14 protein-coding genes and 1 pseudogene are annotated in these 13,487 nt (G+C 36.2%); 8 read left to right on the top strand and 7 right to left on the bottom strand.

The features are described 5' to 3' along the window. Nucleotides 1-147 precede the first annotated feature (147 nt). Both NL42_RS11690 and NL42_RS11685 read right to left on the bottom strand, forming a co-directional pair. The gene (locus NL42_RS11690; RefSeq protein ID WP_013198366.1) at nt 148-585 is read right to left on the bottom strand and encodes a DUF2147 domain-containing protein; all 438 of its coding nucleotides are present in this window, start codon (nt 583-585) and stop codon (nt 148-150) included. A gap of 308 nt (nt 586-893) precedes the next feature. Then, nucleotides 894-1,889, bottom strand: a complete 996-nt coding sequence (locus NL42_RS11685; protein WP_461312869.1) for a GlxA family transcriptional regulator — start codon at nt 1,887-1,889, stop codon at nt 894-896. Between the two features lie 119 nt (nt 1,890-2,008). Between NL42_RS11685 and NL42_RS11680 the strand changes: the two genes are divergently transcribed. The 4 genes from NL42_RS11680 to NL42_RS11665 all read left to right on the top strand — a co-directional run bounded on the left by NL42_RS11680 (nt 2,009) and on the right by NL42_RS11665 (nt 4,629). Next, the gene (locus NL42_RS11680) at nt 2,009-2,779 is read left to right on the top strand and encodes an alpha/beta hydrolase (RefSeq protein ID WP_461312868.1); all 771 of its coding nucleotides are present in this window, start codon (nt 2,009-2,011) and stop codon (nt 2,777-2,779) included. A 23-nt stretch (nt 2,780-2,802) separates the two neighbouring features. Then, a complete protein-coding gene (locus tag NL42_RS11675) occupies nt 2,803-3,435 on the top strand; it encodes an FMN-dependent NADH-azoreductase (RefSeq protein ID WP_461312867.1) in 633 nt (210 codons plus the stop codon). Nucleotides 3,436-3,437: 2 nt separating this feature from the next. Continuing rightward, nucleotides 3,438-3,719 (top strand): YciI family protein, encoded by a 282-nt coding sequence (locus NL42_RS11670; protein ID WP_461312866.1) that lies wholly within the window; start codon nt 3,438-3,440, stop codon nt 3,717-3,719. A gap of 439 nt (nt 3,720-4,158) precedes the next feature. Beyond that, nucleotides 4,159-4,629 carry a Csu type fimbrial protein gene (locus NL42_RS11665; protein ID WP_461312865.1) on the top strand — a complete coding sequence of 157 codons (471 nt, stop codon included), beginning with the start codon at nt 4,159-4,161 and terminating at the stop codon, nt 4,627-4,629. Between the two features lie 137 nt (nt 4,630-4,766). Here the strand turns inward: NL42_RS11665 and NL42_RS11660 are convergent, their stop codons facing one another. Together NL42_RS11660 and NL42_RS11655 are read right to left on the bottom strand one after the other, a co-directional pair. Then, a complete protein-coding gene (locus NL42_RS11660; RefSeq protein ID WP_461312864.1) occupies nt 4,767-5,444 on the bottom strand; it encodes a hypothetical protein in 678 nt (225 codons plus the stop codon). Between the two features lie 47 nt (nt 5,445-5,491). Further along, nucleotides 5,492-7,663 (bottom strand): TonB-dependent siderophore receptor, encoded by a 2,172-nt coding sequence (locus NL42_RS11655; RefSeq protein WP_461312863.1) that lies wholly within the window; start codon nt 7,661-7,663, stop codon nt 5,492-5,494. Nucleotides 7,664-8,041: 378 nt separating this feature from the next. Between NL42_RS11655 and NL42_RS11650 the strand changes: the two genes are divergently transcribed. Genes NL42_RS11650 through NL42_RS11635 form a run of 4 tightly spaced genes read left to right on the top strand, consistent with a single transcriptional unit; the run spans nt 8,042 to nt 11,352 of the window. Further along, nucleotides 8,042-8,830: a COG4705 family protein gene (locus tag NL42_RS11650; protein WP_461312862.1), complete on the top strand. Its 789-nt coding sequence runs from the start codon at nt 8,042-8,044 to the stop codon at nt 8,828-8,830. 26 nt (nt 8,831-8,856) lie between these two features. Next, a complete protein-coding gene (locus tag NL42_RS11645) occupies nt 8,857-9,288 on the top strand; it encodes a hypothetical protein (protein ID WP_461312861.1) in 432 nt (143 codons plus the stop codon). Between the two features lie 55 nt (nt 9,289-9,343). Next, nucleotides 9,344-10,009, top strand: coding sequence for a response regulator transcription factor (locus NL42_RS11640; protein ID WP_461312860.1), 666 nt, complete (start codon nt 9,344-9,346; stop codon nt 10,007-10,009). Further along, nucleotides 9,985-11,352 carry an ATP-binding protein gene (locus NL42_RS11635; protein WP_461312859.1) on the top strand — a complete coding sequence of 456 codons (1,368 nt, stop codon included), beginning with the start codon at nt 9,985-9,987 and terminating at the stop codon, nt 11,350-11,352. The genes NL42_RS11640 and NL42_RS11635 overlap by 25 nt, the downstream gene beginning before the upstream one ends. Nucleotides 11,353-11,452: 100 nt before the next feature. Here the strand turns inward: NL42_RS11635 and NL42_RS11630 are convergent, their stop codons facing one another. The 3 genes and pseudogenes from NL42_RS11630 to NL42_RS11620 all read right to left on the bottom strand — a co-directional run. Further along, entirely contained in the window at nt 11,453-12,034 is a 582-nt protein-coding gene (locus NL42_RS11630; protein WP_461312858.1) for a GNAT family N-acetyltransferase, read from the bottom strand. Between the two features lie 172 nt (nt 12,035-12,206). Continuing rightward, nucleotides 12,207-12,307 (bottom strand): annotated as a pseudogene (locus tag NL42_RS11625) (LysR family transcriptional regulator); the annotation flags it as partial. A 235-nt stretch (nt 12,308-12,542) separates the two neighbouring features. Then, on the bottom strand, nt 12,543-13,487 hold a 945-nt coding region (locus NL42_RS11620), incomplete at its 5' end, for a sialidase family protein (protein WP_461312857.1).

Below are 13,487 nucleotides of genomic sequence, written 5' to 3'. Positions count from 1 at the left end.
TTTAAAAATTATTTATTTATAGGTTAGCGCATGATTAAAATTATTAATTAACTTAAGAAGATTCAAAAAATTACATGGCTTTTGAGGTAAATGATCACTTCAAAAAACCATGCAATTTATAAGTACGGTTTTTAACGATTTAGGAGCTTATTTAATTCGATACCACGTTTGGTTTCGGCCAATTGCAGAAATTCCAATGTATCCGCGAGCAATAAGTTTTTCGCCATCTGGTGATACGGTTACACTAAATTTATAAGTCTTATCTGACTGTGGGTCGAGGATAGATCCCTTGTCATATTTATTTTGACCGACACTTTTTAAATTTTTGACAATGGTTAGGCCAATCAAAGATTTGTTTTTGTAGGTACCTTCACACATCGTACATTTGTTGGCCTCATTTGGAACAAGTATTTTTTCGATGTTCGCAGACAAATTGCCATTTTTATCTTCGCTAAATCTTACTAGTGCTCTCGGTTGATTGGTTGCATCATCAATTGTTTTCCAAACACTGCCATGTAGTTTGTCCGAGGCAAATGAGTGAATCGAATAAAAGCTAAGTAAAAGTAAGAGTAAATATTTTTTCATATCAAGCATTTCTCAAATTAAAAATGGATGGTTTTTAAAGATCTGAATTATTCATTTTAAATTTAACTTCACAGTTTTCTTAGTATTGAATATTTAAGCTAAACAATATGTAAAGTTATAATCTATTTGTATGGATATTATTTTGATCAATTTATTTATGCAATTGCGAGAATGGACAGAATTATTCAATTTTTAAAAATTGCTGTTAGGAAATTTATTGTGAGATAGGCAAGTAGACTGAAATTGTCTTTTTCTTTCTCACGAAAAAGACAATTTAGAGTGAAATTTTTGTCCGTTAATCAATTCCTTTAAACTCTATTTTTGATATATTTTCTATATTCTAATGGGTTCATATTTAAGATCTTTGTAAAAGCTTTTCTAAAGGCAGTGTCTTCACTGTAACCACAATTTTGTGCGATTGTTTTAATAGATAAACTATTGTTCTCTAATAAGTAACATGCTTTCTCTATTTTAAATCGCGTAATTAAATCTTTAGGACTTTCATTCGTTAATTTCTTAACTTTTCTGTAAAGTGTTCTTTCGCTTATATTTAATTTTTCTGCTAATTCTTCAAGTGAAATATTAGGATTAGTATATTTAACAGACTCTTCAATTCTCATTAGCAAAGGATCAATTGAACTCGTAAAACCTTCAGGCACATAGATTTGCTGAGATACGGGCTGCGCTCCTGCAACTGCTAAATCTGAGGTTGCCTTGGCGACTTCTGGTCCTGCAAATTGATTAATAATATAAAGCACGAGTTCAATCCAAGATAGCGGACCACCAGTTGTAATAATATTTTTATCTTTTTCAAAGGTTTTCCCCCAACTTAATTTTCCATTTGAAAATCTTTTTTGAAAGGTATGATACAACCACCATGTGGTGGCATAGCTTTTCCTATTTAATAAGCCTGCATCTCCAAGTACGAAAGTTCCAGCACAAACACCACATATAATTGTTTTTTTGATATTTTCGTTTTGAAGCCATTCTAATACTGCTTTATATTCTGAAGGAATAATGGGAGTTTGCTCATCGCTAAGCATCATTCCTGGCACAATAATTAAATCACTATTTATTGCTTCTTCTATAGAGAGATCTACATCTATCATTTTATTTTGTGCATTTGGGACAGGCTTACCATCAATGCTTACGAGATTAACTTTAAACTCATTAATTTCATTTAAGTTTTTTAAATTTAATAAGTTTTTGCTTCTTATAATATTGTTAGCAATCCAGAAAATATCATTAATTCCAGCTATGGCTGAATAAATACAAAACTGAGGCACATAAATTAAGATTTTCATAAATTGAGCTTACATAGTTTGGCTGATTTTGCATGAATGTTGTCTTATAAGACATCTATCCCATAATTTTAAACCTACTATACTTTTAAAAAGTTGAATAGTTATAGGAATGAATGATCATGAAAAATAAGAAATTTAAAAGTTTAACTTACCATTTAATGCTATCTGCGTTAACGCTATCTCCATTTGTAATTCAAAGTGCTCATGCAGCAGTTAAAAATATTGTTTTAGTGCATGGGGCTTTTGCTGACGGATCTAGTTGGAATGCGGTTTCAAGTCGATTGCAATCGCTTGGATACCATGTTACTTCCGTTCAAAACCCATTAACTTCTTTAGATGCAGATGTTGATGCTACAAGACGAGTTTTAGAAAGACAAAAAGGTGATGTACTTCTTGTTGGTCATTCTTGGGGTGGTGTGGTTGTAACAGAAGCAGGTAATGCACCAAATGTGAAAGGCATTGTTTATTTATCAGCGCTCGTACCAGATAGTAATGAATCGGCATCTGATTTACTCACGCGCTTAAAGTCTCCAATGGAAGGACTTGAGCCTGATAAAAATAGTTTGATTTGGTTAGATGACGCTAAAACGTTTCAACATGTAATGGCGAATGATATGTCGGAAAAGCAAGCTAAGTTACTTGCATCTGTTCAACAGCCTATCTCTGCTAAAGCATTCACCCAAAAAATTTCTGAAGTTGCGTGGCGTGTAAAGCCTACGTGGTATCTCATTACAACTCGCGATAATGCATTGAGTCCGCGAACACAGGAATTGATTTCTAAACAGACTCACTCAAGTGTAATGCGGATCAACTCTAGTCATTTATCTCTGATTTCCCATCCAGAACAAGTTTCTAAACTTATTGATAAAGCTGCTAAAAGCTTTAAATAGTAATTTCTCATTAGGCGATATTCATGAAAATTTTACATATTGATTCGAGTATTCTTGGCGAACAATCTATATCTCGAAAACTGGCAGCTACTTTTATAGAGCGGTTGAACAAAGCAGATCATCAAAATGAAATTACTTATAGAGATATTGTCAAAGATCCTATTAGTCATTTAACAGGAGAAATCGCGGCAGGTTTTAGAAACTTAAATATAAGTATTTCTGATGAAAATGTGGTTAAGGAGCATCAGCTTTCAGATGAGTTAGTTGTCGAGTTCCTAAATAGTGAACTCATTATAATATCTGCCCCTATGTATAACTTTTCTATTCCTACTCAGTTAAAAGCATGGTTTGATCGAATTGCACAGGTAGGTAAAACATTTAAATATACAGAAAATGGCCCCGTAGGCTTATCAGAGGGGCGTAAAGTAGTAATTTTATCTGCAAGAGGAGGATTCTATTCAAAAGAGCCTCTCTCTCAAATGGACTTTCAAGAAAAATACATCACAGCTTTTTTCAATTTTTTAGGCATTAAAGATAGTTATTTTGTGAGAGCAGAGGGAACATCAAAAGCCCCAGCCATTAAAGATATTGAAATTCAAAAAGCTTTGTCGAGTATTGATGAAGTAATTAGCAACTTAAGTAAAAGAGAAGATTAATTATGCTTTCATATATTACGTTAACTTATAAAGTTTCAGATGAGATCATTCGCAAGCATCTTGAAAGCCACAAAATATGGTTAAAGGAAAACATTGATTTGGGGCACTTTATCTTTGCTGGTCCCATCGAGAATGAAAATGCCGGATTTATTCTAAGCACACTTATTAATAAAGATCATCTTGAAGATGTTCTTAAAAGTGATCCATTCGTTGAATTTGATTTAGTCGAAATTGAAGTAAAAAAATTGTCTTCTATTATTAGAAATAAAAACTTTCTCTTCTAATTGTAAGTAGGGGATTAATAATTTACTTATCTATTTGGTAGTAGGTTAAACCATCGATTTAAAGCTATTTTTACTTGTAAAAATGCAGCTTGATAAGGTCTGATAAATTAAATTTTGTTAAGCTGCACTAATAAATAATTTATATTTTCTACGTATCTATTAAATTAAGGTTTCCAATAGCTCTAATTCATAATCAATTAGTCTAATAAATGTAATTAACAGAAATAAAAAATATCAACTAATTTTAAAAATAGTTAGATTGCGTGTAATACGTCACAAATTATAAAAATAACATTCAAATCATGCGTTTAGTATTTATTGACAGTGTGCAATATTAAGTTTTATAACTAAAAGATCCTGAAGCTGTTTCTTTAACCAGAACAGAAAAAACACAATATAAAGATGAATAGACATTAGAACAAAAAGTTAAGGAGAAGAAATGAAAGTCCTTAAATACACTTTATTTTCTCTTATGAGTATGCTGACAATAAATAGTGCAGATGCTGGAAATGCATCTACATCATTAAGAGTCAGTTTAACGATAATAGAAACGTGTGAAATTTCAACACAAGGAAATTTAGATTTTGGTTCAGTGGTTCGTTCTCAGCCTGTTGCTGCTGCAAGAACGGATGTATCTGTGCAATGTAGCAAAAATACCCCATATCAATTGGCGGTAACTTCAGACAATAACTTTGAACTTAAATCTGCTGCAAGTACCGCATCTGTTGCATATATACTTTATCAAGATGCTGGCCATACTCAAATTTGGGGAGGGTCAGGAAGTAAAATACATTCAGGAATTGCCACAGGAATGAAAGAAAATATTCCTATTCATGGGGCAATTACATCGAGTACCAATGTTCAAGCCACCAAATATGAAGATTGGGTACGTGTGAACGTTGTGTATTAATAAAAAGAATAATAAATAAAGCGCTTCTGCTGTAAAGCTGAAAGGCCAATATTGTAATCACCGTGATTTGATATCAAATTCTTGCATAGCTCAACAAGGTGCGATGAGTGGAACCTTATTGAGCTACATAAATGATTTTATTTATTGCTCAACCATTGAATTGAGGCATCAAACAGTTTTAATCCATCGTCAGATAGATTGGTAAATGTGTCGTTGTTAAGAAAAAACATAAGTCTTTTTGCAGGTGCCAGAGACTCATAATCCATGGTTGCACCTTTTTCATAACCCCAAATCGCCACTTTTTCAGGTTGCCCATACACAGTCGCGATAATGGTGGCACCTAAACCGGGTTTGCCCCAACTCATCGGCGCTTGGGCTTTATAGACATTGTGAGTTCCCGCAGAAAGATGCGCAGAGAGTGGATGTGGTGCATTAACCAACCACAAATAACGTTCTTTCTCAACTTCGCCAAAATCGCTATCAATTCGTTTACCTGTCATAGCCAAATCATCAAGATAATCGTTTTCCCACGTCATCAGTGGAATGGCGAGTTGGCGCCAACCCGATTGAAGATTTTTAGAAGCGACTGTAGAAGAAATAATGACTATATCTGTGTTCTTTAAATTATTTGGTGAAACAGATTGATCTAATACTTCAACTTGATAGCCTTTACTCTGCAAGTATTTTTGAATAGCGACATCTGTACTGGCCGATGAACCCTTGATCTGTGAAATCAGGGCAATTCGTGTTTGGGCGTAAACAGAAGAACTAAACAGTGTGCCAATTAACACCACCGTAGAAAGAAGCTTTTTCATATTGTTCTCGAAAGAGCAGTGATTTAACACCGCTCTGATCCTGTGTTTTAAAATTTAAAGGTTGCGCGTAATACTGCTTGGCGAGAGTCACCTTGAGATACGGCCAAATTATTGACACTAGCTGTGTAGTAAGTCGTGTCAAAGATATTATTTAAATTAAATTGGAAAGTGACCGCTTGTTTAGCAATGGTAGTGTCATAACTCACAAAGGCATTCGCTAGTGTATAGTCAGGTAGGTCAAAGGTATTTTCCGAATCACCAGCACGTTTTCCTACATAATTACCGCTCAAGCCTAAACGTAAATTACCGTTGTAAAGCTGCCCATAATTATAGGCCAATGCTAGAGAAGCTGTATTACGCGCTACATTGTTTAGGCGGTTGCCTTCTAGACCACTTTCATCTTCAGTCACTTTAGCGTCTGTATAGGCATAGGTGAGGGTAGCATCAAGTTGATCTGTTAGACGCCCTGTCAGGTCGAGTTCAACACCTTTAGAACGAACAGCGCCCGTCGTATGCAGTTCGACTTCATTCGTAGACGAGTTAGTAATTTTAGCTAAAACATTACGTTTTTTAATGTCGTAGATTGCAAAATTGGCTTTAACACGATCATTTAATTCATATTTTGCACCAACTTCATAAGACTTAGCTTGCTCAGGTTGAACATCTGCATTAATGACAGCATCGCCGCCTAAAGGGGCAATTGAAGAAGATGGCTTAAGTGACTCGGTATAGCTACCATAGAATGAAAGTTGGTCATTCCATTGATAGACTAAACCTGCGTGTGGGAGCCAAGCATCATCGTTAGTGTTGGTATTTTCCTTAAATGGTCTGCCACGTCCAGCAGTTTGCTCATAGTTAAGGTAACGACCACCAAGTACAGCAATCCATTTCTCATTTAAATGAATGGCGTCTTGAACATAAAAACCATAGGTATGTAGTTTATCGGTTTGGTCGCTATCTGATGCGACAACATTTTGAGATGGTTCAACAGTTCCAAAACTTGGATTTAAATAATCTAAGGTTGAGGTATCACCACGAACCATATCTGGACGGAAATATTTGCGATATTCGATGTCTGAACCGAACTGAATATCATGCTTTAAACCAAACAGATTGGTTGAACCATTGATGTAAGCTTGGGCGTTACTGTCTATACTTTCTGCATTTAAAGTCGCATCGGTACGGCGTGTCACGGTATGGTTGGCGGTATTTAATTTGGTCACACGTAACTGGTTGGCATCATAGGTTTCGTAGTTGTAGGTATAACCAAAGTGAGCCGACCAATTATCATTAATTTGGTGATCTACCAACAGTTGAGCTAAATGATCTTCACCTTTCATTTGGTTAAAAGCTTCATCTAGACGTTGATATTTAGAGATGGGTAGGGCTTTGTTTGTTTTTGGGTCAAAAACGGTAGAGCGATCAAAAGGTACATCAAAGTGACGGTATTGATAGCTCAGGTTCACTTTAGTTTGGCCATTATCCCACGCTAAAGATGGAGCAATTAATGACTGTTTGAGGTTACCAAAATTACGCCAATAGTCTGCGTCTGAGTGATCGGCAATAAAGCGATAGGAAAAGTTACTATCACTAATTGCGCCTGTGGTGTCTATGCTTGCACCTAAACCATTTTTACCCGCAGCAAAGCTTGAACCATATACTGAAAATTCAGTTTTCTGGGTAGTCTCAGGTTTTTTTGTAATGACATTGACCACACCGCCCGGGTCCATAATTCCATAGAGTAACGAAGACGGTCCCTTTAAAACTTCAACTTGTTCAACTGCCGCGTTCATGGTTCGGCCTTGCACAATTGGCATGCCATTTACGGTAATTGAACCGTCACGGTTGTCACCAAAACCACGTTTCATTACGGTATCTTGCGTACCGCCTAAAGTATTACCCTGCGTAATACCGCTGACTTGAGTCAGTGCATTGTCCAAATTTGCAGGTAAATAGTCTTTCATATATTGCTTAGAAACGACATTTACAGTTTGCGGGCTTTCTAGATTTTTTTGTTTGCCTCGTAAGGTCGACGCCGATTGAGTTTCGATATAGCTTGAGTTCGCTTCCGCCTGAACTTTAATAGTCTCTAGTTGCGCTGGTTGGATCGCAGTTGTTTCTGCCCAAGACATGATAGGGAGGAGAGATAAAAGCAAGGGGCTACTATGTTTTAAAATTTCAACAGTAATTAAATTTTTACGTGGGGAGAAAGCAAACATAAGTATACCTAGGTGATATAGAAAATCGTGTTGAGGCTAAAAAAAGAGCAACTATTCAAGTGAACCGTAGTGCCGACTAGACCCCAAAAAGTGTGTAAAGTATATATAAATGAGACTCATTTGCAATGTTTTGCGAGGGAATAAATGGACAGAAAAATTAAATAACTGATAACGTTTTTATTATTTTTATTTTGCTTAGTATTAAGAAAGCCTAAACTGTTTCTTTTAAGCTTTTTTTCATACATCTGCTTAATCAAAGGGGTAATGATACCTTTGAAAAACAAAAGCACATATTCTATTGATAAAAATATGTGCCTATGTTTCAGCTAAGTCAGCCTTATTAAACTGCTTGTAAGTCCACTTTTTTGGTAAAACACCATGAGTAACTTGCAAATAGCAAATACCAATGGTTGGCTGAATAAAGTTCCAGAGATTACCTTATCGTTCTGGATCATTAAAATTATGTCAACCACTGTTGGTGAAACTGGAGCTGACTTTCTAGCAGTGAATGCTGGCCTAGGTCAGAACGTTACTTGCGCCATTATGTCAGCTTTACTTTTAATTGCGCTGACGATTCAGTTGAATACTAAACGCTATGTACCATGGATTTATTGGCTGACCGTTGTACTGGTGAGTATTGTTGGTACACAAATCACTGATTTATTAACTGACGGTTTAAATATCAGTTTATATCTCAGCACATCCGTATTTTCAGTTGAGCTCGCCGTGATTTTTTTCATTTGGTATCGAGTTGAGCGAACCTTATCTATTCATAAAATCGTTTCACGTAGACGAGAGCTGTTTTACTGGGCTGCTATTTTGTGCACTTTTGCACTTGGTACAGCAGCAGGAGATCTGGCAACTGAGGCATTAGGTTTAGGCTTTATTTGGGGTGCTGTACTGTTTGGTACATTAATTGGCGGCAGTTTTATCCTGTGGCGCATGGGTGTAAATGCGGTACTCACTTTCTGGATAGCCTATATTTTAACCCGTCCATTTGGCGCTGCACTCGGCGATTTCCTAACTCAAGATCACATATATGGCGGTTTGGGTTTGGGAGCGATGTGGACCAGCATCATTTTTCTTTCCGTAATTGTAATTTTGGTCACCAAAGCCCAGTTTAATTCTTATCTAACACCAAATCAGTCTGTTCCAACTGAACATTAATTTTCTTTACTTTTTAGGTGAAAACTATGAAATCACAACGCTCATTGATTCGTCCGCTTGCTGTTGCAGCATCAACAATTATTTTGACCTTGGTTGTTGGATGTTCTAAGCATTCAGGCACTCAAAATACCGATACAGCAGCTCAAGGTACCCAAGCTCATACAGCTTCTAATTTGGGTGATTTAACCTCATTTCGTAATATTGCATTCGAAGTCAATGTCCTTGTTGATAAAGGTGATTTACCTGCCGCTAAAGCACGAATCAAAGATTTAGAGTTAGCGTGGGATTCTGCCGAAGCGGGATTAAAACCAAGAGCAGCAGATGACTGGCATGTGTTAGATAAATCAATTGATGAAGCTTTATCAGCATTACGTGCTAATCCTGCTAAGCAAGCAGACTGTAAAAATGCCATGACTCAATTATTAAAAACTTTTGATATGCTTCAAGGTAAAGCCTGATTTATAAGTATGTATAGATGATCATTTGAATGAATAAATAAGAAGAGGAGTTCCGATGCGAGTACTATTGGTTGAAGATGACCCTATGATTGGCGATGCAATTCAGAGTGCTTTAAAAGATGCCTCTTATGCAGTTGATTGGGTTAAAAATGGACAAGTGGCGCTCAGCACTCTGGATTGTCAACATTACGATGTCATTCTTCTTGATCTGGGATTGCCAAACAAAGATGGGCTGGATGTACTCAAAAGCATCCGAGCCCAGAACAACCCAATTCCTTTACTGATTATTACTGCACGTGATGGGCTAGATGATCGTTTAAATGGACTTGATAGCGGTGCGGATGACTACGTATTAAAACCGTTCGATATGGCAGAATTACTTGCTCGTATTCGGGCTGTGCTAAGACGCAAGGTGGGTAATGCGACCCCGACACTCGGTAATGGTATCGTAACACTTGACCCAGTAACAAAAGAGGCTGCCATAAATGGTGGGCTTCCGACACAATTATCGAATCGTGAGTTTGCATTACTTCATGCTTTACTGCTTAGACCGGGTGCAATTTTATCTCGCAGTGAATTAGAAGATCGTATTTATGGCTGGGGAGAGGAAGTTGAAAGTAATGCTGTTGAATATCTGATTCATGCTTTAAGACGAAAATTAGGAACTGAAGTCATTAAAAATATTAGGGGAGCTGGATGGATGGTATCAAAAAAAGTCTAAATAATTCGATTCAACTCAAATTATCTTTCACTTTATCGGTCTCAATTTTACTTGTTGCTTTGGTCGCAGGGATTTGTTCATTTGTATTTGCTTTTGATGAAGCCCATGAGTTACAGGACGATATTTTGCGGCAAGTCGCTCAGCTCATTGACCAAAAACAGTTGTCTTCTAGCCTTGCACCTGTAACGTATCTCAAAGGTAGTGATGCTGAGGCTCAAGTCATTATCCAACACTTAAAAGCCAATCATACTGCTCTAGATAAAAATACAAGTGTGATCTTACCGATAACACCAACATTGTCCGATGGTTTGCACACCCAAGAAGTTGGCGATAAGAATTTTCGTGTATTGGTGAAAACGCTGATCAATGGTGACCGTATTGTGGTTGCTCAGCCATCGAGTTTAAGAAATGAAATTGCGTATGACAGTGCCTTTCGTACCGTAATGCCTTTTTTAATTTTCATTCCTGTCTTGTTATTTCTTGTTTCCCATTTAGTCAGAAGCATGTTTCGACCGATTGCGACACTTTCAAATGAAATAGACCAGCGTGTTGAACAAGATTTACGTCCCATAGAAAGCACTCATTTACCAACTGAAGTTCGCCCCTTTGTTGTTGCGATCAATTCATTGTTCACACGTGTAGAACAATCTATGGAAACACAGCGGCGTTTTGTTGCAGATTCAGCCCATGAACTGCGTTCACCACTGACAGCACTATCTTTGCAGGCTGAGCGATTGGCAGATGCAGACATGTCTAGTGTAGCCAGAGAGCGCTTGAATGTATTGCAACAAGGCATTAAACGAGGACGAAGCCTGTTGGAGCAACTTTTAACTTTAGCTAAGGTTCAGACCAATCTTGAATCTCCGAAAGCATGGGTTTCTGTTCAAAGTATTTATCGTCGAGTATTGGAAGATCTGATGCCATTGGCAGAAGAAAAGCAGATTGATATTGGTATTGAAGGTGTTTTAGATGCTCAAGTATGGGTTAATGAGCTAGAGCTACTGACTGTCGTTAAGAACTTAGTTGATAATGCTATTCGCTATACGCCGTCGGCAGGGCGAATTGATTTATCGGTACAACAAGAAAATCGACAAGTGATTTTACAAGTTCAAGATAATGGACCGGGTATTCCTATTAGTGAAAGACAAAGAGTATTAGATCCATTTTACCGAATACTTGGCGGTGAGCAGGTGGGTTCGGGTTTGGGCTTATCCATTGTTAGTGCGCTTTCCACACGTTGGGGAGCAAAAATCGATTTCAGTTTCACCGATAAAGAAACACAAACTGGATTACAGGTTAAAATTTACATACCTATTCAGGGGTTACCTCATACTGTTGTTTAGCTCATTTAGTGTGTGAACCTAAACCTGTGCGAAGACTATCCTTTGCTAGACATATTGCCAGCGGGTTTTGACAATTATTGTAAGATAAGACTTTTACTATTTAATAATTTAACTTTTTAATAAGATTCGCTTTTATGCTTGGCCACTCTTCATCAATGATACTAAATCTGACAGAATTCCTTTTTCTTCCATCAGGCATAATTCTCTCATTTCTAACAACACCTTCTTTCTGGGCACCTAGTCTTAGAATTGCATTCTGTGATTTTTCATTGAGCACATCTGTTGTAAGCTGAACCCTCACACAATTTAATTCCTCAAAGGCATATTTAAGAAGCAAATATTTTGCCTCTGTATTTGCGTATGTTCGCTGCCAAGATTTTGAGTACCAAGTACTTCCAATTTCTAACTTTAAATTTTTTCTGTCTATTTTCCAAAATCTCGTAGATCCAATGATCTTTCCTGTAGCGATATCTTCAACAACAAAAGGAAGAACTGTACCTGCTTGATAACCTTCTAGCGCAAGGTGAATATAGTCATCTATTGTTTCTGCTGAAGGTACAACAGTGAAAGGGAGGTTCCATAATTCTCCGTCTGAAGCAGCGGCGACTAAATCTCTTGAATCTTCAATGGTTAATAGGCGTAATCGAATACGATCACTTGAAAGCATGATGTTTGGGGCCATAACAGGGGTCCTGCCTGAAAGTTACTAAATAAAAAGATTTATAAAAATATTGTTTAAATCAAACATTTAGATCAATACTTGAAACTAACGTATTGAGTGAATGGTAATCAAAAGTAAAGACATTTATAAACCTAGAATAAGATTATTTTTAACACAAAATCTAAAAAAATAACCCTCTAAATTGAGTCAATTTTTTCTTACCATTTCGTATAAAGGGTATTTCACCCGCATGCTTATTGTTCCCTGAAAAATAATGATAGCTCGATGGTGTTCCGTTCCCATGATTAAATTGGGTGGAGCATGGGGCATGCTGGTAGGCCTAGGAATTGCTCTTCTAGGTGATAGATAAGAAGTTTTAAACCAGTATTTTTAATAGAGAAGAATGATCTGCGGTTTTACGTTAGTAAATAGCTAGGGAAATTAAAAAATACTGTTTAAAGATTTCTTTAAACAGTATTAAGTTTTTACTAAAAAATGTAATAGTTATGTTTATAGATTAAACATAGTACTATTTTGATAAGTCTTTTATATTTCTGTTATAGGTACTATAAAGAGTCTTCCAACTTTGACCTTTATCATTTGATATTTTAACCAATGCATATTGACCAGAATAAAGGATGTTAAGAAGTGCTCCTGAATTTAAAGTAATGATAGAACTAGGAGCCATTATTTCATGCATTTGCCAAGTCTTACCTGCATCTTCTGAAATTGCTAATTTATCCCAATTAAATTGTGCACCTGATATATATAAATCTCCCTGTTTTGAAACTTGGGCAGGGAAAACGTTTACCTTAAAGGGACTGTTAACTTTTTGCCAGGTAATACCATGATCCTTAGAGTTAAATAGATTTGAGAATATACCCGCAAAACCACGCTTTGATGTGATTACGCTAATTGATTTATCTGGATTAACTACTAGTTGAGATATATTATCATTGTCGGGTACTTTATTTTCAGTCCATTTTTTCGTTATATAATCATAATGGTTAATTTTTCCATACATATCTGCATAGCTAAATCCTTGTTCATCCTCCCACAACCAAAACCCACGTAATCCCCAAAAATTATCAAGAATTTCTTTTTGTACAATTGGTTGCCAATCACCATTTTCTAATCGATTACTCTTATAAACTGTAGCTTTATGACCTACTATATGAGATAGAAACCATCCGTTTTGATCATCACCAACGATAGAGGAAATTACGCCGATTGGTAAATTACCACTGTCAATTGGGGTAAGAATATCACTTCCTTTTAAATGTTTATAAAGAGTATTCATTTCACCATAAGCTAGAAAATCAAAGTTATAATTTTCTTTTACAGTTATACAATCAAAAGCTAAGTTATCATTACTTTGAAAAATTTTAGTTTTTTTATTAGTGTCTTGTGGGGGGAAGAAAAAAACTGAGCCAATTTTGCTTGAAGCTATAATAGTATTATCTTTTAGCTCTTT

Source organism: Acinetobacter sp. GN11 (genome assembly GCF_054823985.1).
This window is presented reverse-complemented; position numbering and strand designations above follow the sequence as displayed.

Excerpts from the sequence above, each read along its gene's own strand:
- NL42_RS11650 (WP_461312862.1), top strand. The coding sequence starts at position 8,042 with ATGAGTAACTTGCAAATAGCAAATACCAATGGTTGGCTGAATAAAGTT.
- NL42_RS11665 (WP_461312865.1), top strand. The coding sequence starts at position 4,159 with ATGAAAGTCCTTAAATACACTTTATTTTCTCTTATGAGTATGCTGACA.
- NL42_RS11685 (WP_461312869.1), bottom strand. The coding sequence starts at position 1,889 with ATGAAAATCTTAATTTATGTGCCTCAGTTTTGTATTTATTCAGCCATA.
- NL42_RS11640 (WP_461312860.1), top strand. The coding sequence starts at position 9,344 with ATGCGAGTACTATTGGTTGAAGATGACCCTATGATTGGCGATGCAATT.
- NL42_RS11655 (WP_461312863.1), bottom strand. The coding sequence starts at position 7,663 with ATGTTTGCTTTCTCCCCACGTAAAAATTTAATTACTGTTGAAATTTTA.
- NL42_RS11660 (WP_461312864.1), bottom strand. The coding sequence starts at position 5,444 with ATGAAAAAGCTTCTTTCTACGGTGGTGTTAATTGGCACACTGTTTAGT.
- NL42_RS11645 (WP_461312861.1), top strand. The coding sequence starts at position 8,857 with ATGAAATCACAACGCTCATTGATTCGTCCGCTTGCTGTTGCAGCATCA.
- NL42_RS11635 (WP_461312859.1), top strand. The coding sequence starts at position 9,985 with ATGGATGGTATCAAAAAAAGTCTAAATAATTCGATTCAACTCAAATTA.
- NL42_RS11675 (WP_461312867.1), top strand. The coding sequence starts at position 2,803 with ATGAAAATTTTACATATTGATTCGAGTATTCTTGGCGAACAATCTATA.
- NL42_RS11690 (WP_013198366.1), bottom strand. The coding sequence starts at position 585 with ATGAAAAAATATTTACTCTTACTTTTACTTAGCTTTTATTCGATTCAC.
- NL42_RS11670 (WP_461312866.1), top strand. The coding sequence starts at position 3,438 with ATGCTTTCATATATTACGTTAACTTATAAAGTTTCAGATGAGATCATT.
- NL42_RS11680 (WP_461312868.1), top strand. The coding sequence starts at position 2,009 with ATGAAAAATAAGAAATTTAAAAGTTTAACTTACCATTTAATGCTATCT.
- NL42_RS11630 (WP_461312858.1), bottom strand. The coding sequence starts at position 12,034 with ATGGCCCCAAACATCATGCTTTCAAGTGATCGTATTCGATTACGCCTA.